24 protein-coding genes are annotated in these 24310 nt (G+C 69.4%); 16 read left to right on the top strand and 8 right to left on the bottom strand.

The window, feature by feature from the left end:
• Positions 1–29: 29 nt before the first annotated feature.
• From V5F84_RS16200 to V5F84_RS16175, 6 genes are all read right to left on the bottom strand, one after another.
• A complete protein-coding gene (locus tag V5F84_RS16200) occupies positions 30–452 on the bottom strand; it encodes a YciI family protein (protein WP_394044784.1) in 423 nt (140 codons plus the stop codon).
• Positions 453–553: 101 nt separating this feature from the next.
• Positions 554–2101: a DHA2 family efflux MFS transporter permease subunit gene (locus V5F84_RS16195; RefSeq protein WP_394044782.1), complete on the bottom strand. Its 1548-nt coding sequence runs from the start codon at positions 2099–2101 to the stop codon at positions 554–556.
• Entirely contained in the window at positions 2094–3314 is a 1221-nt protein-coding gene (locus tag V5F84_RS16190; protein WP_394044780.1) for an HlyD family secretion protein, read from the bottom strand. The genes V5F84_RS16195 and V5F84_RS16190 overlap by 8 nt, the downstream gene beginning before the upstream one ends.
• Complete coding sequence (locus V5F84_RS16185) at positions 3307–3774, bottom strand: MarR family winged helix-turn-helix transcriptional regulator (protein WP_394044778.1); 468 nt, start codon at positions 3772–3774, stop codon at positions 3307–3309. The genes V5F84_RS16190 and V5F84_RS16185 overlap by 8 nt, the downstream gene beginning before the upstream one ends.
• A 294-nt stretch (positions 3775–4068) precedes the next feature.
• Positions 4069–5127, bottom strand: coding sequence for a threonine aldolase family protein (locus V5F84_RS16180; RefSeq protein ID WP_394044776.1), 1059 nt, complete (start codon positions 5125–5127; stop codon positions 4069–4071).
• Positions 5128–5251: 124 nt separating this feature from the next.
• Positions 5252–6199 carry a sensor domain-containing diguanylate cyclase gene (locus V5F84_RS16175; RefSeq protein ID WP_394044774.1) on the bottom strand — a complete coding sequence of 316 codons (948 nt, stop codon included), beginning with the start codon at positions 6197–6199 and terminating at the stop codon, positions 5252–5254.
• A gap of 156 nt (positions 6200–6355) precedes the next feature.
• Here V5F84_RS16175 and V5F84_RS16170 point away from each other — a divergent pair, with 156 nt between their 5' ends.
• Together V5F84_RS16170 and V5F84_RS16165 are read left to right on the top strand one after the other, a co-directional pair.
• Entirely contained in the window at positions 6356–6715 is a 360-nt protein-coding gene (locus V5F84_RS16170; RefSeq protein ID WP_394044772.1) for a DUF6152 family protein, read from the top strand.
• 2 nt (positions 6716–6717) lie between these two features.
• Complete coding sequence (locus V5F84_RS16165; protein ID WP_394044770.1) at positions 6718–7191, top strand: hypothetical protein; 474 nt, start codon at positions 6718–6720, stop codon at positions 7189–7191.
• 37 nt (positions 7192–7228) lie between these two features.
• Here the strand turns inward: V5F84_RS16165 and V5F84_RS16160 are convergent, their stop codons facing one another.
• A complete protein-coding gene (locus V5F84_RS16160; RefSeq protein WP_394044768.1) occupies positions 7229–8383 on the bottom strand; it encodes a DUF2778 domain-containing protein in 1155 nt (384 codons plus the stop codon).
• Positions 8384–8861: 478 nt separating this feature from the next.
• Here V5F84_RS16160 and V5F84_RS16155 point away from each other — a divergent pair, with 478 nt between their 5' ends.
• The 8 genes from V5F84_RS16155 (at position 8862) to V5F84_RS16120 (ending at position 17115) form a co-directional block, all read left to right on the top strand.
• Entirely contained in the window at positions 8862–9770 is a 909-nt protein-coding gene (locus V5F84_RS16155; RefSeq protein ID WP_394044766.1) for a LysR family transcriptional regulator, read from the top strand.
• Positions 9771–9959: 189 nt separating this feature from the next.
• Entirely contained in the window at positions 9960–11150 is a 1191-nt protein-coding gene (locus V5F84_RS16150) for a M24 family metallopeptidase (protein WP_394044764.1), read from the top strand.
• 62 nt (positions 11151–11212) lie between these two features.
• Complete coding sequence (locus V5F84_RS16145; RefSeq protein WP_394044762.1) at positions 11213–12256, top strand: TRAP transporter substrate-binding protein; 1044 nt, start codon at positions 11213–11215, stop codon at positions 12254–12256.
• Between the two features lie 64 nt (positions 12257–12320).
• A complete protein-coding gene (locus tag V5F84_RS16140) occupies positions 12321–12941 on the top strand; it encodes a TRAP transporter small permease subunit (RefSeq protein WP_394044760.1) in 621 nt (206 codons plus the stop codon).
• Entirely contained in the window at positions 12938–14221 is a 1284-nt protein-coding gene (locus V5F84_RS16135; RefSeq protein ID WP_394044758.1) for a TRAP transporter large permease, read from the top strand. Before V5F84_RS16140 ends, V5F84_RS16135 begins: the two co-directional genes overlap by 4 nt.
• A 37-nt stretch (positions 14222–14258) precedes the next feature.
• Positions 14259–14945, top strand: a complete 687-nt coding sequence (locus tag V5F84_RS16130; protein WP_394044756.1) for a DUF2848 domain-containing protein — start codon at positions 14259–14261, stop codon at positions 14943–14945.
• A 2-nt stretch (positions 14946–14947) separates the two neighbouring features.
• On the top strand, positions 14948–16306 hold the full coding sequence (locus V5F84_RS16125) for an amidase (RefSeq protein WP_394044754.1): 1359 nt from the start codon (positions 14948–14950) through the stop codon (positions 16304–16306).
• A gap of 5 nt (positions 16307–16311) precedes the next feature.
• On the top strand, positions 16312–17115 hold the full coding sequence (locus V5F84_RS16120) for a putative hydro-lyase (RefSeq protein ID WP_394044752.1): 804 nt from the start codon (positions 16312–16314) through the stop codon (positions 17113–17115).
• A gap of 85 nt (positions 17116–17200) precedes the next feature.
• Here V5F84_RS16120 and V5F84_RS16115 read toward each other — a convergent pair whose 3' ends face one another.
• Positions 17201–18526 carry a histidine-type phosphatase gene (locus V5F84_RS16115; protein ID WP_394044750.1) on the bottom strand — a complete coding sequence of 442 codons (1326 nt, stop codon included), beginning with the start codon at positions 18524–18526 and terminating at the stop codon, positions 17201–17203.
• Positions 18527–18870: 344 nt separating this feature from the next.
• Between V5F84_RS16115 and V5F84_RS16110 the strand changes: the two genes are divergently transcribed.
• From V5F84_RS16110 to soxX, 6 genes are all read left to right on the top strand, one after another.
• Positions 18871–19341 carry a c-type cytochrome gene (locus tag V5F84_RS16110; RefSeq protein WP_394044748.1) on the top strand — a complete coding sequence of 157 codons (471 nt, stop codon included), beginning with the start codon at positions 18871–18873 and terminating at the stop codon, positions 19339–19341.
• 238 nt (positions 19342–19579) lie between these two features.
• Positions 19580–20050, top strand: coding sequence for a (2Fe-2S)-binding protein (locus V5F84_RS16105; protein WP_394044746.1), 471 nt, complete (start codon positions 19580–19582; stop codon positions 20048–20050).
• A gap of 11 nt (positions 20051–20061) precedes the next feature.
• Entirely contained in the window at positions 20062–22239 is a 2178-nt protein-coding gene (locus V5F84_RS16100; protein ID WP_394044744.1) for a xanthine dehydrogenase family protein molybdopterin-binding subunit, read from the top strand.
• Positions 22236–22583, top strand: a complete 348-nt coding sequence (locus V5F84_RS16095; protein ID WP_394044742.1) for a c-type cytochrome — start codon at positions 22236–22238, stop codon at positions 22581–22583. Before V5F84_RS16100 ends, V5F84_RS16095 begins: the two co-directional genes overlap by 4 nt.
• Positions 22584–22587: 4 nt before the next feature.
• Positions 22588–23835, top strand: coding sequence for an FCSD flavin-binding domain-containing protein (locus V5F84_RS16090; RefSeq protein ID WP_394044740.1), 1248 nt, complete (start codon positions 22588–22590; stop codon positions 23833–23835).
• Positions 23832–24308: a sulfur oxidation c-type cytochrome SoxX gene (gene soxX / locus V5F84_RS16085; protein ID WP_394044737.1), complete on the top strand. Its 477-nt coding sequence runs from the start codon at positions 23832–23834 to the stop codon at positions 24306–24308. Before V5F84_RS16090 ends, soxX begins: the two co-directional genes overlap by 4 nt.
• Positions 24309–24310 lie beyond the last annotated feature (2 nt).

Below are 24310 nucleotides of genomic sequence, written 5' to 3'. Positions count from 1 at the left end.
GAGCATCCGGAGTGAGCGGGCGCACGGCATCAGCGCCCGGTGATCTGGTCCCGATTGTGCTCGTGCAGCGCGGCGATCTCCGGGGTCAGCGCCTCGCCGAAATCGGCGAATTCGAACACCGGGCGGATCTCGATCTCGCTCGGGCCGGGCATGGGATTGGGACAGCGCTTCACCCAGGCCACCGCTTCCGCCATGTCCTTGACCTGCCACATCCAGAAGCCGGAGACGATTTCCTTGGTCTCGGCGAACGGCCCGTCGATGACCGTGCGGCTGGTGCCGTCGAAGGCGACGCGCTTGCCCTTGGAGGTGGGTTGCAGGCCGTCGCCGGACAGCATGACGCCCGCGGCGATCAGCTCCGCATTGAACTTGCCCATGGCTTCCAGCAAGTCGCTGGAGGGCATCATGCCCGCTTCGCTCTCGGCGGTCGCCTTCACCATCACCATCACGCGCATGGGTCTCTCCTCTCGGGATCGGGGCGTTTCATCCGCCGCCGATCCTAAGACGCGGCGTGGGCCGCCGCGCCGACATTCGCCGCGGCATTTTCAGGAGCGCTTCACTCCATCACCACGGCATGGTCGTTGTCCGCCGGCGCTGCGGCGGGCGCGCGCAGCAGCAGCACGAGCGGCATGGCGATCAGGGTCAGGATCATCATGAACTGGAAGTCGTCCATATAGGCGATGATGGTCGCCTGGAGGGTGATGATCTGGTCCAGCGCCGCGCGGCCGCCCGCGAGCAGCGGGTCCATGTGCTGATGCACCCAGGGGTCCTCGAAGGCGTGGTTGAAGGGCGTCACATAGGCCGCGATATTCTCGTGGTTCACCTGCACATTGTCCGCCAGCAGCGCCGTCACATAGGCGATGCCGACGCTGGAGCCGATGTTGCGGGAGAGATTGTAGAGGCCCGTGCCTTCGCCGCGCATGGGGGCGGGCAAGGTGGAGAAGGCCACGGTGGTCAGTGGCACGAACAGGAAGCCGAGCCCGGCCCCCTGCACGAAGCCGACCCACACCACGGTCCATTGCGACACGTCCGGCGTCCATCCCGTCATGGCATACATGGCCCAGGCGGTGAGGCCGAGGCCGAGGGTCAGAAGGATGCGCGTATCCACCCGCCCGATCAGCCGGCCGACGATGAACATGCACAGCATGGTGCCGAGGCCGCGCGGGCCCATCACCAGCCCGGCGGTCATCACGGGATAGCCCATCAGGGTCTGGAGATAGGGCGTCATCAGCGCCAGCGAGGCGAGATAGGTGACGCCGACGATGAAGATGAAGAACATGCTGACCGAGAAGTTCCGGTCCAGAAACAGCCGCGGATTGACGAAGCTGTTCTGCGCCGTGAACGTGTGGACCAGGAACACATAGGTGGCCGAGGCGCACACCACCGCCCAGATGATGATCTCGCCGGAGGAGAGCCAGTCGAGCTGCTCGCCCCGGTCCAGGAACAATTGCAGCGTCGCGATCGCCACCGAGAGCGCGCCGAAGCCGAGCCAGTCGAGCTTCGCGCTCGCGTTGCGGGAGGTTTCCACCACGAACACGGTGATGCCGGCGAACGCCAGCAGGCCGATCGGCAGGTTGATGTAGAACACCCAGCGCCAGCTCATGTTGTCGGTCAGCCAGCCGCCGATCACCGGCCCGAGCACCGGGCCGACCATCACCGACACGCCGAACAGCGCCATGGCGGAGCCGCGCTCCTGCGGCGTGTAGATGTCCAGCAATATGCCCTGCGACAGCGGCACCAGGGCCGCGCCGAACAGCCCCTGCGCCAGGCGGAAGGCGACGATCTCAACCAGCGACTGGGACAGGCCGCACAGGATCGAGGCGATCACGAAGCCGGCGATGGCGGTGAGCAGCACGCGCTTGCGCCCGAACCGGTTCGCGAGGAAGCCGGACGGCGGCGTCATGATCGCGGCGGCGACGATATAGGAGGTCAGCACCCAGTTGATCTGGTCCGCGCTCGCCGAGACGCTGCCCTGGATATAGGGCAGCGCCACGTTGGCGATGGTGGTGTCGAGCGCCTGCATGATCACGGCGAGGATCACGCAGGCGGTGATCGCGCCCCGGTTCGCGATCGCCGGGGTCGCGCCGGCGGCGGCCTCAGCCATGGCTCGGGGCTCCGAACAGGTCCGACACGAAGGTCGGCAGGCCGCGCGGATGGCCCGTGTCCACCTCGACCGTGACGCTCATGCCGACCCGCAGCGGCGGCTTGCCGGCAAGGTTGTCGAAATGGATGATCATGGGGATGCGCTGCACCACCTTCACCCAATTGCCGGTGGTGTTCTGCGCCGGCAGCAGCGAGAAGCTGGCGCCCGAGGCCGGGCTGATGCTCTCCACCGTGCCGGTCCATTCGACGCCGGGATAGGTGTCCACCGTGATGATCGCCGGCTGCCCCGGCTTGACGAAGGTCAGCTCGGTTTCCTTCGGGCTCGCCGCGACCCAGATATTCGTGGTCGAGACGAGGCTGAAGGCCTGCTGGGCGGTATCGAGATAGGCGCCCACCTGGAGCGAGGGCACATTGGTCACGATGCCGTCGAACGGCGCCCGGACGACGGTTTCGTTGAGGTCGCGCTGGGCCTTGTCCACGGCGGATTTCGCCTGGAGATAGGACGGGTTCTGCTCCACCGGCTGGTCGGCATCGCCGCCGAGCTGCGCCAGCGTCGCCGCCGCCTGGGCCTTGGCCACGGCCACCTTCTGGTTCGCGCTGTCGAGATTCTGCTTGGCCTGGTCATAGGCGGCCTTGGAGGCGGCCGCGCTCGCCAGCAATTCCTCCTGGCGCTTGAACGAGGTTTCGTAGAACGGAAGGTCCGCCTGCGCCTGGGCGATCTCGGCCTGCGCCTGCTTGTAATTGGCCTTCAGGGTGAGGATCTGGTTGCGCACCGTGCCGAGTTGGGCGGTCGCGCCTTCGAGCGCGATCTGGAACGTATCCTGCTGGAGCTGGAACAGGATGTCGCCCTTCTTCACGGTCTGGTTGTTGTGCACGGCGATGGACGCGACGATGCCCGCCACATCGGTGGAGATGCCCACCGTATCGGCCTGGACAAAGGCATTGTCCGTGGACATCACGCGCCCGCCTGTGACGTAGAAATAGCCGCCCACCACCAGGGCCACCGGCAGCAGCGCGAACAGGACGGTGCGCACGAGGCTGCGGCGGGACCTGGCGGGACGCGCGGGCGCGTCCTTTTCCTCAGCTGCGGGTGGTATGGCCGGCGGTTCGCTCCGGCCTTCCCGCATGGTGTCGAGGCTGGCCGGCTTTGCGGCGCCGGCATCCGCCCGGAGCGCGGCGAGGGCGGGGCGTTCGATGGATTGAGCTTCAGCCATGGGTTTTTTCCTGATCGTCGCCAGGTTCGTTGGACAGGGAGTCGAGGAGATTGGTCTTCATGACCGCGAGCACCTGCATCACGCGGGCGCGGTCCTCGTCGGAAACGCCCGCAAGCGCTTCCGCGCGCGTGGCCTCGCCGATCTTTTGCATCTCGGCGAGCAGCGGGCTCGCGTCCGCGCGCAGATAGAGCAGCCAGATCCGCCGGTCGGTGGGATGGCGCCGCCGCTCGATGAGGCCGCGCTGTTCCAGCTTGTCGAGAATGCGCACCAGGGTGATGGGCTCGATCTCCAGCAGGTCGGCGAGTCCGCCCTGGTGGATGCCCTCGTTGCGCTTGAGATAGGCCAGCGTCTGCCAATGGGAGCGCGTCAGCCCGGAACAGCGCGCGCGCTGCTCGAACCGCTTGCGCAGCAGGCGGGCAACGTCGTGCAGCAGGAAACCGAGCGTGGAATGGTCCACCATTTGAGAGCTTTCATATTATAAGCATGCTCATTAGCAGCACGTTATATGACACGATCGCCGCCGCGCCAGTCCCGCGCGATCACGCTTGCTCGATTGGTGCTCTGTCGTGGGGGTGGTGGAGACCGCGCACGGGATCGCGCGCCCGCGGCCGAGGGCCGGGCGTGCCGCGGCCCTTACGCGGCGCCGCGCGGGCGATCCTTGGAACGGCAGCTTCCGCGGCGCCCCGTGCATGCACGGGGCAGGCCCGTGCGAGACGGCGGGTCCTGCAACAGCCCCCGCCGCGCCGGCGGGATGCTAGGCCCGGGCGGCGTGCGCGGCGGCGACCAGCCGATCCACCTCGGCCGGATCGGTGCGGAACGAGCACACCAGGCGCACGAAGGCGGCGTCCGGGCCGATGGGCGCGAGCCCGGAGGCGAGGCGCGGCCATTCGTAATAATGCGCACCGGCCGCTTGCAGCGCGTCGTGGAGCGGGCGCGGCAGGATGGCGAAGACCTCATTGGCCTGCGTCGGCACGGGCAGCGCGACGCCCGGGACGCCTGCGAGCCCGGCCGCGAGCCGCGCCGCCATGGCGTTCGCGTGCCGGGCGGTTTCGCGCCAGAGCCCGCCTTCCAGATAGGCCACCATCTGCGCGCCCAGGAACCGGCTCTTGGAAATCACATGGGCGCCGCGCTTTACGCGATAGGCGAAATGCTCCGCCCGTGCCGGATCGAAGACCACCACGGCCTCCGCCCCCATGGCGCCGTTCTTGGTGGCGCCGAAGGTCATGATGTCCACGCCCGCCTTCCAGGTCAGCTCGGCCGCGCTCGCGTTGGAGGCGGCGAGCGCATTGGCGAAGCGCGCGCCGTCCATGTGCAGGGTGAGGCCGTGCGCGCGGCAATAGGCGCCGATCTCGCCCACCTCGTCGGCCCCATAGACGAGGCCGAGTTCGCTCGCCTGGGTGATTGAGACCGCAGCCGGCATCTGCTGATGGAAGCCGCGCTTGAAATCGCGGCGCGACCGCTCGATCTCGTCCACGCTCAGCTTGCCGCCGAAACCCTCCAGCGTGGTGAGCTTGGCGCCCCCGGTGAAGAATTCCGGCGCGCCGCATTCGTCCGTGTTGAGATGGGAATCGCGGTGGCAGAATATGGTGCCGAAGGGCGGGCTGAGCGCGGAGAGCGCGAGCGCATTGGCTGCGGTGCCGGTGGCCACCAGGAAGACCTGTGCCTCGGTCTCGAACACCTCCCGCAGCAGATCCGCCGCGCGCGCGCTCCAGGGATCGGCGCCATAGGAGGGCGCCGGCCCTTCGTTCGCCTGCGCGAGCGCGGCCAGGATCGTGGGATGAACGCCGGCTGTGTTGTCGGATGCGAATTCCATGGGCTGAGTAGACAGAATTCCGCCGGTCCGCGAAGCCCCGCGGTGGTCACGATCCACAGATGAAACCCGCAGGGCGGGACCTTGTCCTGAAACCCGCAGGGCGGGTCCTGGTCGGGCAGGGACCCTAGGCGGTGGCGGCGGCGGGGCCGGGATCTTCCAGCAGAATGCAATTGCGCCCGGCCATCTTGGCCCGGTAGAGCGCCTTGTCGGCGCGCCCATAGATATCGGCCGCGTTCTCGCCCGGTATGGCGGCGGCGACGCCGGCGGAGAAGGTATAGGCGAAGTCCGGCCGCTCCGGCAGCGGACGGGACATCTGGATCGTCGCAAGCATCTGCTCCACCAGCAGCCGCGCCTGGGCGATGGAGGTATCGGGAAAGACCAGGACGAATTCCTCGCCGCCGATCCGCCCGAAGCAATCGCGCCGCCGCACCTGTCCCTGGATGCGCCGGGCGAAATCCCGCAGGATCAGGTCGCCCGCCTGGTGGCCGTAATGGTCGTTGATATATTTGAAATTATCGAGATCCAGCACGGCCACGCAGCCGGCCGCCCCCGGCGCGCGGCCCGGGCGGGCGAGCTTGCCGTCGGGCCGCAGCATGTCCTCGATGCGCGCGATCACATAGCGCCGGTTGGCGACGCCCGTGAGATCGTCCGTATGGGCGGCCTTGATGGCGCGGTCGCGATCCTGCCGCACCCGGCGCTCCTCGGCCCGCAGGGAGGTGATGTCGCTGGCGAGGCACAGCATCCAGCCGTTGCTCTGCACGGTCTCGGTCATCCACAGCCAGCGCCCGTCCATCAGATCGGTCTCGAAGGCCCGGAATCCGGTCTTGCCGCGGCGCGACTGGGTCGAGATCAGCCAGGCTTCGAAATCGGCGGTGCGGATCACGGTGCCGCGCCCGGCATGGAAGTTGCGCCGCATCAGGTCGCCCCAGAAGGGGGCTTCGCCGGGGTCGAGGAAGAAGGCCGAGCGGAACGACGCGTTGGCATAGCGCAGGCGGTCGAACATGTCGTACGCCGCCACCAGGACCGGCGTGTGTTCGTAAAGCTGCGCAAGGGCTTCGCTGGTATCGGGCATCACCCGCACTCTAGCCGAGAGCAGGGCGGCAAACGAGACGGAATACGCCGGTCAATGATGGCAAATCCGCCCGCGCTCCGCACGCAGACGTGAGGCGGGGCGGGGTTCCGTTGCGGCACCGGCTCGGGCAGAGTTCCTGCCGCAAGGAGAACAGCCATGGCCCTACGTCCTCTCGCTTATGTGGCCGTTCTGGGCGCGACGCTGGCCCTGGCCGGCACCGCTGCCGCCCATCACGGATGGGGCAGCTACGACGTCGCGAAGGCGTTCACCATCTCCGCGCCCGTGGATCATCTCGACTGGAGCAATCCCCACGCGCACATCCAGCTGAAATACGAAAACGAAACCTGGGAGGCGACGCTTGCCCCGCTCTCGCGCATGGCGGCGCGCGGCCTCTCGCCCGATGCGCTGAAGCCGGGAACGGTGGTGCAGGTGTTCGGCTATCCCTCCACCCGCACCGCGCACGAGATGCGGGCCGAGCGAATCACGATCGCCGGCGAGAGCTACGAATTGCGCTAGCCATGCTCGAGCTCATCGCGGCGGGCGCGGCGGCGCTGGAGGTCTCGGCGCTGGGCACGGCGGCGCGTGCCACCACCTGGCTCTATCCCGCCGCCAATCTCGCCCACATCCTCGGAGCGGCGCTGGCGGTGGGCGCGATCGCCACATTCGACGTGCAGATCCTGCGCGGGGCGCCGGAGGCGGGCTGCGTCGTGCGCGCGGCGCTCCCGGTGGCCGTGGCGGGCCTCCTGCTGCAGGCCGTCTCCGGGGTGGTCCTGGTCTCGGCCGAGGCCGCGACGATGGTGAAGAACCCGGCCTTCCTGGCGAAGATGGCGCTGCTGGTGCTGGCCCTGGCCAATGTGGCCGCCTTCCACGTCCGCTTCGGGGCCGCGCTGCGCAGCGGGGCGGAGCTGAAACGGGCGAAGGGCCCGGCGGCGATCTCGCTCGCGAGCTGGGTGCTGGTGCTGCTCGCGGGACGGGCGATCGCCTATGTCTGACGCTGGGGTGTGATCCCGACGGGCGCGCGGCGCCCGCTCAGCGGGTCTCGGGCGCGGTGCCGGCGCGGCCGGCGAGCCAGGAGAGCAGGGGATTGTCCGGCTTCTTGGGCTGGCTGCCCGGCAGGCTCGCCACGACGATGATCCGCGTGACCTCGCCGCGCTTATAGGCTTCCAGGAACTTTGGATATTCGTTGAACGAGATGCAGCCGTTGGAATCGCCGCGCGGCCCCATCATGTAGCTGTGGGTCAGGAAGCCGTCGCGGCCGTACATGGGCTCCTTGCCCACCGGACGCATGCGCAGCGCCTCGACCCCGTGGAACAGGGCTTCGCGCATGCTCAGCTCATAGGTGTTCGGCGGGGTGGGGCCGACCATCTTCTTCGAGACGTGGCGCACGTCGTCGAACGTGTCGCCATAACCGGAATGCGCCTCCAGCTTCTCGCCGCTCGGCATGTACACGGTCTTGCCGGCGATGTCGTAGACGGCGAAGCGGTCGGTGGGGCCGGGCAGGATGGACTGGGCGGCCGGCGGCACCACCTGGGGCGCGAGCTTCGGCGCGGGCTCCTCGCCGAACGGCTTGTCCGAGGGCGGGAGATAGGCGAGCTGCGTGCCGCCGATCTGGTTGGCGATCTGGCGCGACAGCGGGTTGCGCGTGGGCAGCGGGGCGCTGCTCGGCAGGCCGAGATCGGGCGCGGCGGACAGCTGGGTCTGCGAGGGCAGGCCGGGCGAGAGCAGCGGCTTCACCGGCGGCAGGGGCACGGAGCGGGACGCTTCCAGCGGCTCGGCCGGCGGCAGCGCGGAGGCAAGGGCGGTCCGCCGGGGCACGAAGGAGCCCTGCGCGGTGCGGATGCCGCCGTCGAACATCCAGCTCGGCGCCAGGATGATCGCCCCGGCGGACCGGAAACTCTCGATGTCGGTCACGTCCCCAGCGGCGTCGTCCAGCGCAGGGGCCGGCTGCACGGGGGCGGCGAACACCTGGACCGGGGGCGGCAGGGGCGCCGGCGGCACGTCGATCCGGTGGCTGGAGCCGCCGGCCAGCATGCGCCATTCGGCATCGGAAGTGACGATGAGCGTTGCGGCGGCCAGCGCGCCGATGCCGATGACCAACGCGCCGAAGACGACCAGCGGCAGCCGGGCCTTGGATGAGACAGGGCTATCCATGTAGCCGGTGTCGTCATAGGGCGTGTAGGTCATGGTCCTCACTGCGCGAACGGATTTCGATCCCGATCCTGAACGCGGCGGATTGTGCCGCGCTGTGCGAATCGGATGTCTGCGCCCGCGCCGAACGGCCCGTGGGCTTTTTACCTTGGCTTTCCAGGCCGGAACCGATGGTCTGTCCGTCCTGCCGATACCCCACAGCTACCAGCGCTTGGTAACCATTTTATTGATCTTGCCGCATCAAGCAAATCAGGATGGCGCAAATATGTAGCGCGGGAGCCTAGATCCGTGCAAACGCCGCGCCGTCGCACCTCTAAAATGCGTGATAAAACAAGCCGCTTTGCAAACTCCGCGCAAGGCGAGCGGCGGCCTGCGGGCGCCGTTGCGGGGCCGCCGGGTGCGCCGGATGGTATTTTGTTGCCATGAATGCGGCGCGGGGCCGCGGCGGGCGCGCCGGCCGGCAGCCGCGGAAGTTTCGGTTGGAGGCGGCGGCGGGCGGGGCCATCATCGCCCCATGATCGACCTGCGAAACATCGAGACCTTCTTCTGGGCGGCGGCGCTCGGCAGCCTGCGGGCGGCCTCGGAGAAGCTCGGCACGACCCAGCCCGCCATCTCCCAGCGCATCGCCTCGCTGGAGGCGGCGCTGGGCGTGCGGCTGTTCGAGCGGGAGGCGCGCGGCGTCAAGCTCACGGCCAAGGGACACGAGCTGCTCTCCCATGCCGAGCGCATGATGCAGGCGCGCCACGACATGCTGCAAGCGGCGCGCGACCAGACCACCATGAGCGGCACCTTGCGGATCGGCGTGGCGGAAACCATCGTCCAGACCTGGCTGCCGCGCCTGATCGAACAGGTGCATTCTGCTTATCCCTCGCTGGTGCTGGAAATCGAGGTGGACAGCACGCACGTGCTGCAATCCCACCTCATGGCGCGGCAGATCGACGTGGCGTTCCTCATGGGGCCGGTGCTGGAGGCGCGGGTGGAAAACCTGCACCTGTGCACCTATCCGCTGGCCTGGGTGGTGAAGCCGGGGGTCGACCTCGGGCCGGGTCCGCTGACCCTGGACCGGGTCGCGACCCTGCCCATCATCACCTATCCCTCCAACAGCTCGCCCTATCGCATGGTGCGCGACATGCTGATGCGCTCCGGCATATCAACCCCGCGCATGTATGGCTGCGCCTCGCTCTCCATGGTGGTGCGCATGGTGCTGGACGGCATCGGCACCGCCGTCATCACGCCGGTTTTCCTCGGCAAGGAGCTGGAGCGGGGCGACTTGCAGCTGCTGAACGTGGTGTGCGATCCGCTGCCGGACCTCAGCTTCACGGCGAGCTGGATCGACGGGCCGGAGAGCTATCCCTCGCGCGTCATCGCCCGCCTCGCGCAGACCGTGGCCGGGGGTGTGTCCCCGCGCGAGATGCAGGCATAAATCCGGCTTATACGTCGCTTCCAAACATACAATTGGACAGCCGCCGCCCCCATGCCTTGCAATGACCCTCAGAACGACGGCGTCAACGCTGCGGCAGAGGGATAGCGATCATGACATACGAGCGTGCGCCCGGCGTGCGATGGGTGTCCCGTGGGGACGTTCTGCCGGCTTCGGTCGGCTGAGGCCGGCATGCCGGCTCTTTTCCCCATCGACGAGGCGGCTTTCCTCGCGGCGCGGCGCGGCGCCCTGCTGGAACTTGCCGGCGGGCGCGGACTTGGCGGGATCGCCGTGTTCGGCCATGGCAGCGCGCTCGGCACGGGCACGAAATCCCATGGCGCGCTGCGCTTTCTCAGCGGCTGGGACGGCCATGAGAGCGCCGCGCTTCTGCTGATCCTCCCCGCCGGGTCCCATCTGCTGGTGGCGAGCCCCTTCATGGTGCCGCTGGCGCGCGATCTGCGCCCCGACCTTGTGGTGCATGACGTGCGGCCGGACGCCTGGGCCGCAGCGCTGGGCGCCCTGGTGCCGGCGGGCGCGCCCCTCGGCTGCGTCGGCTTCGACGAGATGCCGGCGCGCATCTTCCGCGATCTCGGCGCCCTCGCCGGCGGCCCCGCGCTCGATGCGGACGTGGCGCGGCTGCGGCTGGTCAAGGACGCGGCCCAGCAGCACCTTCACCGCGCCGCCGCCGCCTTGTGCGACGAGCTGTTCGCGGCGCTGGGCGCAGAGCTTTGCGCGCGCCTGCCGGCCTGGCAGATCCAGCTGAACCTGGAAATGCGGGCGCGCCGTGCCGGCGCCGATTATTGCCGCACCTGGCTCACCATCCGCCCCGAGGCGGATTATTGCCGCTATTGGCGCGAGGAAGCCCAGGCGGTGCCCCAAGCCGGCGACCAGGTTCTGCTCGGCGTGGCGCTGACGGTGGACGGGCATTGGGGCCACGGCATCCGCATGGGCAGCATGGGCCCGCAGAGAGTGGCGCATGCGGAGCTCGCGGGGCATGTGGACGCCATGCTGGAGGCCGGCCTTGCCGCGCTGCGGCCCGGCCTGCCGCTGGCCGGCGTGGAAGCCGCCATGGAGGCGGAGCGCGCCCGGCGCGGCCTCGCCGCGGGCGATCCGCGCATCCGCCGGTTCAGAAACGGCCACGGGCTCGGCTGCTCCTACGAGGACCCTTTGCTGACCGATGCCTTCCGCCAGCATTTCGATCCCACCGCCGCACCGGTGGCGGCGCCGGATCTCACCTTGTCGCCGGGCATGCTGTTCGAGCTGCATCCCAATCTGTTCGTCGCGGGCCTTGGCGGGGCCGCGCTGGGCGAAATGGTGCTGCTGGCTCAGCATGGCCCCGAAGTGCTGCTGCGCTTTCCGCGCTCCTGCGTGCAATGGAACTGAACCCACACGCAATGCCACCAATAAAAACAAGATCAGAACTCAGACCAACCAGAGGATATAAAATGAAACACCTCGCTTTAGCCGCCGCCGCCTTGTTTGCCGCGACTCTCTCCGCCGGCGCGCAGGAACTGCCCAAGACCAATGTGAAGGTCGTGGGCGGCCTGAGCAATCTCACGGCCTATCAGGATTATGAAAAGCCGTTCTGGACCAAGACCATCCCCGAGAAGTCCAACGGCCAGGTGACGGCCGAGATCAAGGGCTTCAACGAGATGGGGCTGAAGGGGCCGGAACTGCTGCGCCTGATGTCCCAGGGCGTGGTGGAGTTCGGCACCGCCACCTTGTCCTATTTCGCCTCGGACAATCCGATCAACGAGGCCATCGACCTCGCGGGCCTCGCCCCGGACGTGCAGACCGCCCGCAAGGTGACCGATGCGTTCGCGCCGGTGCTCGCCAAGCTCTATGGCGACGGCTCCAACGTGCGGCTGCTCGGCATCTCCACCTATCCGGCGCAGGTCCTGTTCTGCAATGCCGAGATCAAGAGCCTTTCGGACCTGAAGGGCAAGAAGGTGCGCACCTCCTCGCGCACCCAGGCCGAGTTCGTGGAAGCCTTCGGCGGGTCCAGCGTGACCATGGCGTTCGGCGAAGTGGTGCCGGCGCTCCAGAACAAGGTGGTGGATTGCGCCATCACGGGGTCGCTCTCCGGCTATTCCGCCAAGTGGTATGAAGTCTCCACCCACCTCGTGGCGCTGCCGATCAACTGGAACCAGCAGATCCACGCCGTGAACGAGAAGGCCTGGCAGAAGCTGGACCCGAAGGTGCAGGCCTTCCTGCAGACCAACATCAAGGGCATGGTCGACGACATCTGGACCGCAGCCGCCCAGCAGACCCAGCAAGGCTATGATTGCAACACCGGCGCGGCCGCCTGCCCGTTCGAGGTGAAGGGCAAGATGGTGCTCGTGACCCCGAGCGACGCGGACAAGGCGCTGCTGCGCAAGGTGCTGGAAGACCAGATCCTGCCCAAGTGGGCGGCGCGCTGCTCGGCCGAATGCGTCGCGAGCTTCAATGCCACCATCGGCAAGCAGCTCGGCCTCGCCGTCAACAAGTGACGGCGCCGGCGCGGGGGGGCGATCCGGCCCTCCCGAGCGTCTCGCGTGCGTGGAGCCTTCGCCCATGACCAGTCCAACATCCCTTCCAGCGCTCGCCAAAGCGCTCCGCTTCGCCGAAACCCTGTCGCGCGGCGCGGTGTGGTTCGGCGGGGCGCTCACCATCGCGAGCGTGCTGCTGATTTCCTTCGACGTGCTGTGCCGCAAGTTCATCGGCTGGACCACCGGCGGCGCGGACGAGCTTTCCAGCTATGCTTTCGCCGTCAGCACCTCCTGGTCGCTCGCCTTCGCGACGCTCCAGCGGGCCAATGTGCGGGTGGACGTGCTCTACCAATACATGCCGGTGCGCGTCGCGGCCGTGCTCGACTGGCTCTCGCTGGTGGCGCTCGGCACCTTCATGGCCGTGCTGACCTATTATGCCTATGACGTCGTGGGCACCTCCATCGCCCAGGGCTCCCACGCCAACACCCCGCTTGCCACGCCCTTGTTCATTCCCCAGGGCCTGTGGTTCCTCGGGCTGGTGTTCATGTGCGTGATCCTCGCCATGATGCTGCTGCGCGCCTCGGTCGCGCTGGTCACCGGCGATATCGCGACGGTGACCTCCATCGCCGGCGTGCGCTCCACCCAGGAGGAGGCCGAGGAAGAAGCCGCCGCAGGCGAGCGCATGGTGAAGGGAGAGGTGGCATGATCGCGACCACCATCGTCCTCCTGCTGGTGCTGATCGGCCTGTCCATTCCGGTGGGCGCGGCGCTCGGCGTGCTCGGGCTCATCCTCGACCCGCTCTATTCCATGCTGCCGCTCTCGCGCGCCATGGGCGAGCTGGCCTGGAGCACCAATAACGAATTCCTGCTGGTCGCCATTCCGCTGTTCATCCTGCTGGGCGAAGTGCTGCTGCGGGCGGGTTTCGCGGAGCGCATGTACGGCGCCATGAGCCTCTGGCTCTCCTGGCTGCCCGGCGGGCTGATGCATGCCAATATCGGCGCCTCGGCCCTGTTCGCCGCGACCTCCGGCTCCAGCGTCGCCACGGCGGCGACGGTGGGCACGGTGTCGATCCCGCAGATCAAGCGCTATGGCTATAACGAGCCGCTGTTCCTCGGCTCGCTCGCCGCCGGCGGCACGCTGGGCATCCTGATCCCGCCCTCCATCAATCTCGTCATCTACGGTGTGCTCACCAACGCCTCGGTGCCGAAGCTCTATCTCGCCGGCATCATTCCCGGCCTGCTGCTGGCGGGCCTGTTCATGCTCACCATCATCATCGCCTGCATCGCCAAGCCCCAATGGGGCGGGCACAAGATCAAGGCGAGCTGGGGCGAGCGGCTGCGCAGCCTGGTGCATCTCGCCCCGCCGCTCGGCATCTTCCTGCTGGTGGTCGGCTCGATCTATGCCGGGCTCGCGACGCCCACGGAGGCGGCGGCGCTCGGCGTGCTGGGCGCGCTGATCCTCGCCGCCTGGTTCGGGCGGCTGACGCTGACCATGCTGCGCGAGGCGGTGGAAGGCACCATGAAGGCGACGGCGATGATCATGCTCATCATCATAGCGGCCAGCTTCCTCAACTTCGTCATGTCGGCGACCGGGATCACCGACGCCATCACCAATTCCATCTCCGGCCTCGGGATTTCCGCGACGGCGATGCTGTTCGTGATCGTGATCTTCTACCTGATCCTCGGCTGCTTCATGGAGACGCTCTCCATGATGATCACCACCATCCCGATCGTGGCGCCGATCATGTTCCAGCTCGGCTACGACCCGATCTGGCTCGGCATCCTCATCATCATCCTGGTGGAAGCGGCGCTCATCACTCCGCCGGTGGGGCTCAACCTGTTCGTGGTGCAGAGCCTGCGCAAGAGCGGGTCCATGGGGGCGGTGATCGTCGGCTCGCTGCCGTTCGTCGTCGCCATGGCGGTGCTGCTGGTGCTGATCTCCATCTTTCCGGGCCTCGCCCTTTATCTGCCGCGCGTCTTCTCCTGAGGCGCGGCCTTCCCCTGGTCCTTCTTCGCAGGTTGTCATGGAACTGAATTTTACCGTCGATGCCGAGGGCGCCGCGCGGGCGCTCAAGGTCACTCTCACCGATCTCGTGGTCGCCGGCTGGGCCGGGCGCGACATGGCCGCTATCGAGCACCATATCGAGGAGCTGTACGCCATCGGCGTGCCGCGCCCGAGCGCTGTGCCGCTCTATTACCGCGCCGCCGAGAACCTCATGACCCAGGCCGACCGCATCCAGGTGCTGGGCGCGCAAACCTCGGGCGAGGTGGAGACCTTCGTGTTCTCCGCCGAGGGCGAGATGTTTGTCAGCCTGTCCTCGGACCATACCGACCGCAAGCTGGAGACGCAGAGCGTCGCGCTCTCCAAGCAGATCTGCGCCAAGCCCATCGCCCGCACCGCCTGGCGCTTCGCGGACGTCGCCGGCCATTGGGACGAAATGATCATCCGCGCCTTCATCGAGGAGGACGGCGCGCGCGTGGTCTATCAGGAAGGCCCGCTCTCCGCCCTGCGTCCGCCGCTGGAGCTGATCGAAGGCTTCACCGGCGGCGCCGCGGCGCTTCCGGCGGGCGTCGGCATGATCTGCGGCACGGTGGGCGCCATCGGCGGCATCCGCCCGGCGCCGGCCTTCACCATGGAATTGTTCGACCCCGTGAAGGGCCGCACGATCCGTCACAGCTACGCCATCGACATCCTGCCGGAAGTGGCCTGACCATGATGCGCCCCCTCACCGATCTGCGCGCCGACCTCGACACCGGCCGCACCAGCGCGGCGGCCCTCGCGGACGCGGCCCTGGACCGCGGGCGCGATCCGGCCGGGGAGGGGGCGCGGGTGTTCACGCGCCTCTATGGGGAATGGGCGCCGGAACTGGCGCGCGCCAGCGATGCGGTGCGCAAGGCGGGGGTTCCCCGCTCCCCCGTCGAGGGGCTGCCGATCTCCATCAAGGACCTGTTCGATGTGGCCGGCGAAACCACGCGCGCCGGGTCGGTGGCGCTCGACGACGCGCCGCCCGCCGCCGCCCATTCCCCGGTGGTGGCGCGCCTGCTCGCCGCCGGCGCGGTGCTGACCGGGCGCACCAACATGACCGAATTCGCCTTTTCCGGCCTCGGCCTCAATCCCCATTACGGCACGCCGCTGAACCCCTATGACCGGGCCACCGGCCGCATTCCCGGCGGCTCCTCCTCGGGTGCCGCGGTTTCGGTGAGCGACGGCATGGCGGCGGCCGCCATCGGCACCGACACCGGCGGCTCGGTGCGCATTCCGGCCGCTTTGTGCGGCCTTTCCGGCTTCAAGCCCACGCCCCGCCGGGTGCCGCGCGACGGCGTGCTGCCGCTGTCCACCAGCCTGGATTCCATCGGGCCCATCGCGCCGACGGTTGCGTGCTGCGCGATGCTCGATGCCGTTCTCTCCGGCAGCGGGGCGGACGTGCCGGCCCCCGCCGCGCTGGAAGGATTGCGGCTCGCGGTGCCGACCACGATGGCCCTCGACGGCATGGACGGCGCGGTCTCCGCCGCCTTTTCCCAGGCGCTCTCGATCCTTTCGGCGGCGGGTGCGCAGGTGCGCGAGATCGCGGTTCCCGAATTCGCGCGGCTCCCCGCCATCAACGCCAAGGGCGGCCTGATCGCCGCCGAGGCGTGGCACTGGCATCGCGCGCTGATCGAGCGGGCCGGGCCGCGCTACGACCCGCGCGTGCTGGTGCGGCTGATGCGCGGGCGGGACATGTCGGCGGCGGATTATATCGACGTGCTGGAGGCCCGCGCCGCCTGGATCGCCTCCCTCGAAGCGCGCCTCGCGCCGTTCGATGCCCTGATCCTGCCCACCGTGCCCGTCATCGCCCCCGCGCTCGCCACGCTGGAAGCGGACGAGGCCGCCTATGGCGCCGCCAATATCCTGATGCTGCGCAATCCCACCTTCATCAATTTCCTCGACGGCTGCGCCCTGTCGATCCCCTGCCACTGGCCGGGCACCGCCCCGGTGGGCCTGATGATCGCCGGGCCGGCGGGCCGCGACCGCGCGATCCTGGCCATCGGGCAGGCGGTGGAGGCGGCCTTCGACGCCGCCCTGCGCCGCTGAGCTGTATGGAGGCGCCTATGTCCCCCGTCCTTCCCGCGCTGCCCTATGAGGCCCGCCTCGCCGCCCGCTCCGGCGCGCTGAGCGGCCCCACGGCCAATGTCGCGCCCGGCTTCGTCCAGGCCAATCTCGCCATCCTGCCGCGCGCGCTGGCCTATGATTTCCTGCTGTTCTGCCAGCGCAATCCCAAGCCTTGCCCGCTGGTCGGCGTGTCGGAAGTGGGGGATCCATTTCTCCCGGTGCTCGGCCGCGACCTCGACATCCGCACCGATATTCCGCGCTACCGGGTGTGGCGGGCGGGCGAACTCGTGGCCGAGCCCACGGACATCACCGATCTGTGGCGGGACGACCTGGTGGCGTTCCTGATCGGCTGCTCGTTCTCGTTCGAGGACGCCATGCGCGCGGCGGGGCTGCCGGTGCGCCATATCGAGCAGGGCAGCAACGTGCCCATGTATCGCACCTCCATCGCGACGAAGCCGGCGGGGCGCTTCAGCGGGCCGCTGGTGGTCTCCATGCGCCCGCTCTCGCCGGCCGATGCGGTCCGCGCGGTGCAGGTGACCTCGCGCTTTCCCTCCGTGCACGGGGCGCCGGTGCATATCGGCGATCCGGCGGCCATCGGCATCGCCGACATCGGCGCGCCGGATTTTGGCGACCCGGTCGAGATCCGGCCCGGCGAAGTCCCGGTGTTCTGGGCCTGCGGCGTCACTCCGCAGGCGGTGATCGCCAGTGTGCGGCCGGAATTCTGCATCACCCACGCGCCCGGCCACATGCTGGTGTGCGACATTCCCAACGGTGCGCTGGCCTCCATGTAGGGTTCAGCGTGAGGTTCGGCGACCGCGTGGCGGCTTGGAGAGCGCCCTTTCCCGCGCGTGGGCGCGCCTCGTCCTCGCGCCGGCGTCAGCGCTCCGGCTTGCCCACGCAGGCCGGGTCGATGGCCGCGCGCGCGATCTGCCGGAAGCGCGGAAAGGGACACAGGCCATCCCTGCCGCCCGCGCAGGCCGGGAGCGGCAGCAGCGCCACCGCCGGCGGAGCGGCGTCCGAAAGCGCGGCGTCGGCGTGCATCTGCGCGAGGGTCTGGGCGAAATAGACGAGGCGAACCATGGTCTCGCCGTCCGCGCCGCGCCACAGCTCGAAGGCGATCGCTCCGCCCGGCGGCACCTGCTCGGGCTGGTAGCCTTCGAGCTGCCAGGTCAGGTCGAGCATCCCGGCGAGGTTCAAGATCAGGTCGTCATGGCTGGCGAACACCTGGAGCGCGGGGCCGCCGCCCGCCGTCGCCTCCAGGGCGTCCAGCACCACGGACAGGACAGGCGACCCCTTCTTCACGGCCTGGTATTTCGGCATGTGCGCGGCGCGGTCGTAGAAGGCATGGATGGCGTTGACGAAGGTCAGCGCCGCCGGCAGCGGACGGCCGGCCGCCGCTTCCAGCCCGCCCCATGCCACCTGATCGGACGGGTGGCCGGCGGCGTATTGCATGAGGAATTGTTCCGACGGCGCGGTGGCGAGCGCGATCGGCCCCGGCGCCTCGGCGGAGACGGGTATGCTTGCGAGCGAGCATGGGGCGGTGGCGCCGTGGGCTGCGCAGCCGGCATCCGAGAAGGGGCCGAGTGCCGCGTCCATCGCGGCGAGGGGCGCACGCAGTTCGCCCGCCGCTGCCGCCGCCCAGGAGCCACCGGCCATCGCCTGCGCGGCGCGGGCGGCGAGAGCGGGATCGAAGCCGCAGGACGGTCCCTTGTAGACAGCGGCGTCGATCGTCCAGCCGGGGAGCGCGCAGCCGGGGAACATGGCGTCCATCACGGCCCCGGCCGTGACGATGGTGCGCTCGGAGGTGTCGGCGGTGAAGGCCACGGCGCCGCGCGGGGGGCAGGCCGCGCCCGCCAGCAGGCCCAGCGCCGCATAATGGGTGCGATAGAAGCGGCCAAGACGCGTCACGCGTCCATAGCCCTCCGGCAGCAAGTGCCCGGCCGCGACGTCCGCCGGCCAGGGGCGGCTTGCGAGAGCGTCGAAACAATCTCCGGCGCCGGGGCCGGCGTTGCAGCGCGTGGCCTTGGTGGGGCCGCGCAGGCCGTGGCGGCTCAGCAGCACCACCCCCTGGAGGCGCGCGCCCGCCGGCGCGGAAAGCCCGGCCGGTGCCTGCGCCCGGGCCGTGCCGACAAGCCCCTGCGGCAGGGCGCAGAGGGCGGAAACCATCAGGAAAGCGGCACGCAGGACGGTTCGATACGGCACGTCACACCCCGGCACTTACGAGCAGTCCGCCCCCGGCCGAAGGTGTTTCCCATGGCCGGGCGGATCATTCGACATCGCCCGCGCAGGGGACGCGGGCGGACTGTATCGATCTGTAACACCGCGTCCGCCGGTCACAGTCTGCGACACTTTCGGGCCGTCCTGACAAAGTTCTGCGATGGAGGCGGGCGATGGTGCGCGGGTCGGAGCGATCCCCCGCTTCCCTCGGCCGTTCCGGCGCACCGCCGGGCGGCGGCGTGCCGCGTGCGGCCCGGGCGGCGTGCCGCGTGCGGCCCAGGTGCCGGCCCGCCGCCCGCCGGCCGCGCGCCTTTCAAAAAGGACCCTCGATGCCTCTTGCCCGCCTCTCTCTTCTGCGCGCGTTGGCGCCGCTGGCCCCTCTCCTCGCCCTCGCAATAGCCCACGCCGCTCCGGCGCGGGCTGAGGAGGCCGGCGCCGGCCCTTCGGCGGCGAGCCCCTCCGCAACCGGCACGGCCGCCCCCGCACCGGCGGCCGATGGCGAGCAGGTGTTCCGCACCCGCTGCGGCTCCTGCCACAGCCTGGAAGCCGGCCAGAACCGCATCGGCCCGAGCCTTGCGGGGGTCTATGGCCGCGCCGCCGGCAAGGTGGAGGGCGCCCGCTATTCGCCCGGCATGCACGCCGCCGCCGTGACCTGGGACGACGCGAGCCTTGAGGCCTATCTCGCCAACCCGCGCGATGTGGTCCCCGGCTCCACCATGACCTTTGCCCTGCGCGATGCGGCGCAGCGCCAGGCGGTCATCGCCTATCTGCGCGCCCAGCAGCCCGCCAAGCCGCAATGATCCCGGCCGGATGCGGGCGTCTGCGCCTGCCGATCTGAAATTGTATCAATTCTTATGCAGGGCGGCTTCTGCGACAGCTTGCGACAAACCCGGCTCCCCCGGGCAAGGTTCTGCGACAGCTGCCGCCTAGGCTCGCCACACTGGATTTCAAACCGGCGCGTCGCCCGGCGTCCGCATGGCAGGCCCCCTGCGCCGCGACGCGCGGGCATGCCGAAGCCCTCGTCCTCAGGAGAACAACATGGCTCGATTGACCATCAACGGCCAGATTCGGGAAGTCGAGGTCGATCCCGACACCCCGCTGCTCTGGGTGATCCGCGAACAGGTGGGTCTCACCGGCACCAAGTTCGGCTGCGGCATCGCCCAATGCGGCGCCTGCACCGTGCATATCGACGGCGTCGCCACGCGCTCCTGCGCGCTGCCGGTCAGCGCGGTCGGGGAGGAGCAGAAGATCGTCACCATCGAGGGGCTCTCGCCCGATGGCAGCCATCCGGTGCAGAAGGCCTGGCTGGCGCTGGACGTGCCGCAATGCGGCTATTGCCAATCCGGCATGATCATGGCCTCGGCGGCGCTGCTGCAGCAAAATCCGAAGCCGAACGACGACGACATTTCGGCCGAGATCACCAATATCTGCCGCTGCGGCACCTATCCCAAGGTGCGCGCGGCCATCCACATGGCCGCCGAAGGCGGCGCCGCCAAGCAGGCCGGGTGAGGGAGGGCACAATGACCTATCAGCCGAACGTTTCGCGCCGCGCCTTCCTCGCCGGCTCGGCCGCCGCCGTCGGCGGCCTCACCCTGGGCTTCCATGTGCCGTTCCTCGGAGAGGCGCTGGCGCAGGGCGCGCCCGCCCTCCCGCCCGAGGTGAATGCCTGGGTGGTGGTGAAGCCCGACGAAACCGTCATCATCCGCATCGCCCGTTCCGAGATGGGCCAGGGCACGCTCACCGGCCTTGCCCAATTGGTGGCCGAGGAGCTGGAATGCGACTGGTCCAAGGTGACGACCGAATATCCGACGCCGGGTGAGAATCTTGCCCGCAACCGGGTGTGGGGCAGCTATTCCACCGGCGGCAGCCGCGGCATCCGCGATTCGGAAAGCTATGTCCGCCAGGGCGGTGCCGCCGCCCGCGAGATGCTGATCGCCGCCGCCGCCGCCCAGTGGAAGGTTGCGCCCGGTGAATGCAAGGCCGCGAAGGGGGTGATCACCCATTCCGCCAGCGGCCGCACCACCACCTATGGCAAGGTGGCCGATGCCGCCGCCACGCAGACCCCGCCGGCGAACATCAAGCTCAAGGACCCCAAGGACTGGACCATCGCCGGCAAGCCCCTGCCGCGCCTCGACACGGCGGACAAGCTGACCGGAAAGCAGATCTACGGGGCGGACCTGCGCCTGCCGGGCATGCTGATCGCGACCATCAAGGCCTGTCCCGTGTTCGGCGGGAAGGTCGCGCGCTTCGATGCGGCGGCCATCGCCGGCAAGAGCGGCGTGCGCAAGGTCGTGCAGGTGGACGACAATGCGGTGGCGGTGGTTGCCGACACCTGGTGGCAGGCCAAGACCGCGCTCGACGCCTTGCCGATCACCTGGGACGAGGGGCCCAACAAGAACCTGTCCAGCGCCGATATCGCCGCCACGCTGGCCGCCGGCCTCGATGCGCCGGATGCCTTCGTGGGCAACAAGCAGGGCGATGTGAAGGCCGCGCTGGCCGGCGCCGCGAAGACCGTCACCGCCACCTATTCCTTCCCCTATCTCAACCACGCCACCATGGAGCCGATGAACGCGACCGCGCTCTACACGGCGGACAAGTGCGAGGTGTGGGTGCCCACCCAGAACGGCGAATCCAGCCTCGCCGTCGCGGCGGAGGCGGCCGGACTGCCGGTGCAGAAATGCGACGTGCACAAGCTGCTGCTGGGCGGCGGCTTCGGCCGGCGCGGCAATTTCCAGGATTATGTCCGCCAGGCGGTGCTGATCGCCAAGCAGATGCCCGGCACGCCGGTGAAGCTCTTGTGGTCGCGCGAGGAGGACATGCTCCACGGCGCCTATCATCCGATCACCCAGGCCAAGCTCACCGGCGGGTTCGACGCGCAGGGCAATCTGACCGCGTTCCACATGCGCATTTCCGGCCAGTCGATCCTGGCGGCGGTGCGGCCCGAGGGCATGCAGGGCGGCATGGACCCGGTGGTGTTCCAGGGGCTGACGGCGAACAGCCCGGAAGGCCATATCGGCTACACCATCCCCAATGTGCTGGTGGACCACGCCATGCGCAATCCGCCGATTCCGCCCGGATTCTGGCGCGGGGTGAACCTCAACCAGAACACGCTCTACATGGAATGCTTCATGGACGAGCTGGCCCATGCGGCGGGGGTCGATCCGCTGGCGTTCCGCCGCAAGCTCATGGCGAACCATCCCAAGCATCGCGCGGTGCTGGAGGCGGTGGCCACGCGCATCGAGTGGGAAAAGCCGGCGCCGGCCGGGGTTTACCGCGGCATCGCCCACACCATGGGCTTCGGCAGCTATGTGGCCGCCGCCGCCGAGGTGTCGGTGGAAAAGGGGCAGCTGAAGATCCACCGGATCGTCGCCGCCACCGACGCCGGGCATGCGGTGAACCCGGCGCAGATCGAGCGCCAGGTGGAGGGCTCCTTCGTCTACGGTCTGTCGGCGTGCCTCTATGGCGAGTGCACCGTGAAGGGCGGCCGCATGGAGCAGGAGAATTTCGACACCTACGAGGTGCTGCGCCTCGCGGAGATGCCGGCGGTGGAAACCATCGTCATGCCGTCCGGCGGCTTCTGGGGCGGGGTGGGGGAGCCGACCATCGCGGTGGCCGCGCCGGCGGTGCTGAACGCGCTGTTCGCGGCGACCGGCAAGCGCATCCGCACCCTGCCGCTGAAGAACCACCCGCTCGCATGAGCGGGCCGGCCGCGCCGGGCGCGAGGGCCCGGCACCCCCGGGCGGCGCGCGGCGCGCGGCGTGCGATCCTGGTGCTCGGCGCCCTGGTCGGAACGACATTCGCCGCCGGCGCCGCGCCCCCGGGCGCCGCCTCCTGCTCGGGCTGTCACGGCGCGGCGGGCGGGGCGATACCCGCCCTTGCGGGGCGGCCGGCGGGCGAGATCGTCGCCGACATGCAGGCGTTCCGCACCGGCGCGCGCCCCGCCACCGTCATGGATCGCATCGCCAAAGGCTTCACCGATGAGGAAACACGCGCCATCGCCGATTGGATCGCCGCCGGAAGCCGGCTCGACGCCAAGCCGTAGGCGCGTGCTCGCCGGCCTCGCCGGGGGCGCGGCGCTGGTGCTCGGCGCTCCGGCCGTGCTGGCACAGCGCGGCGCGCCGGTGATCGTGGTGGGCGGCGGCTTCGCCGGCGCGACCTGCGCGCGGGAACTCAAGCGCGCCGATCCCACGCTCGGCGTGACGCTGGTGGAGCCCGGCGACGATTATGTCGCGTGCCCGTTCAGCAATGGCGTCATCGCCGGCCTGCGGGACATGGCGGCGCAGCGCTTCGACTATTCGGCCCTCGAGCGCGACGGCATCGTCCGCGTGCGCCGGCACGCGGTGGCGGTCGATGCGCAGGCGCGGCGGGTGATGCTGGATGACGGCGCCCAGCTTGACTACCAGCGCCTCGTCCTGGCGCCGGGCATCGACGTGGATTTCACCGCATTGCCCGGCTATGACGCCGCCGCGGCCGAGAGCCTGCCCCATGCCTGGAAGGCCGGCGCGCAAACCCTGCTGCTGCGGCGCCAGCTCGAAGCCATGGAGGATGGCGGCGTCGTGCTCATCAGCGCGCCCGCCAACCCGTTCCGCTGCCCGCCGGGGCCGTACGAGCGGGCGAGCCTGATCGCTTATTATCTGAAGACCCACAAGCCGCGCTCCAAGCTGCTGATCCTCGATGCCAAGGACGTGTTCTCCAAGCAGCGTCTGTTCCAGGCGGCCTGGACGGAGCTTTATCCCGGCCTCATCGAATGGGTGGGCCTGTCGCAGGGCGGGCGCGTGACGGAGGTGGATGTCGCGGGCAAGACCCTGGTCACAGAGTTCGGCGAGCATACGGGCGACGTGATCAATGTCGTCCCGCCCCAGCGCGCCGGCGCCATCGCCCAGGCCGCCGGGGTCGCGGACCGCACCGGCTGGTGCCCGGTGGACCCGGTGACGTTCGAATCCCGCCTCCAGGCCGGCATCCATGTCATCGGCGATGCGGCGATCGGCGGGGCGATGCCGAAATCCGCCTTCACCGCCAACGCCCAGGCCAAGGTCTGCGCGGCTGCCGTCGCGACCCTGCTGCACGAGCGCGAGCCCCAGGCGCCGAAGCTGATCAACACCTGCTACAGCCTCGTCGCGCCCGACTACGGCATTTCCATCGCCGGGGTCTATCACCCGAGCGCCGGCCTCCTGACCGAGGTGGAAGGAGCCGGCGGCGTCAGCCCGCTCGGCGCGCCCCATGAGGTGCGCGCGCTGGAAGCGACCTATGCCGGCGCCTGGTTCGAAACCATCACGCACGAGGTGTTCGCGTGAGCGGGGACGCGACGGAGCGCGCCCCGGGCCTTGCCTCCCTCCTCGCCGCCGGGCTCGCCATGCTCCCCGCCGCGCCGCTCGGGGCGCAGGAAGCGCCGTTGCCCTATGCGGTCGCGGGCGATGCCATCGACCGTCCGTTGTCCGGGCAGGCGGGCGATGCCGGGCGCGGAGCGGCGCTGATGGGGGATCGCCACAAGAGCCTGTGCGTGCTGTGCCATTCCGGCCCGTTCGGGCCGCCGCAGCTGCAAGGCACCCTCGCGCCCGATCTGGCGGGCATCGGCGCCCGCCTTTCGCCGGGCCAGATCCGGTTGCGGATCGTGGACATGAAAGCGCTGCATCCCGCGAGCATCATGCCGGCCTATTATCGCATCGCCGATGCCCCGCGCGTCGCCGAGGCGTGGCGCGGAAAGCCCATTCTGAACGCGGGCGAGATCGAGGATCTCGTCGCCTATCTTTCGACCCTGAAGGAGTGAGC

It is taken from the genome of Roseixanthobacter liquoris, from assembly GCF_043195135.2.
Taxonomy (GTDB): Bacteria; Pseudomonadota; Alphaproteobacteria; order Rhizobiales; family Xanthobacteraceae; genus NCEH01.
This window is presented reverse-complemented; position numbering and strand designations above follow the sequence as displayed.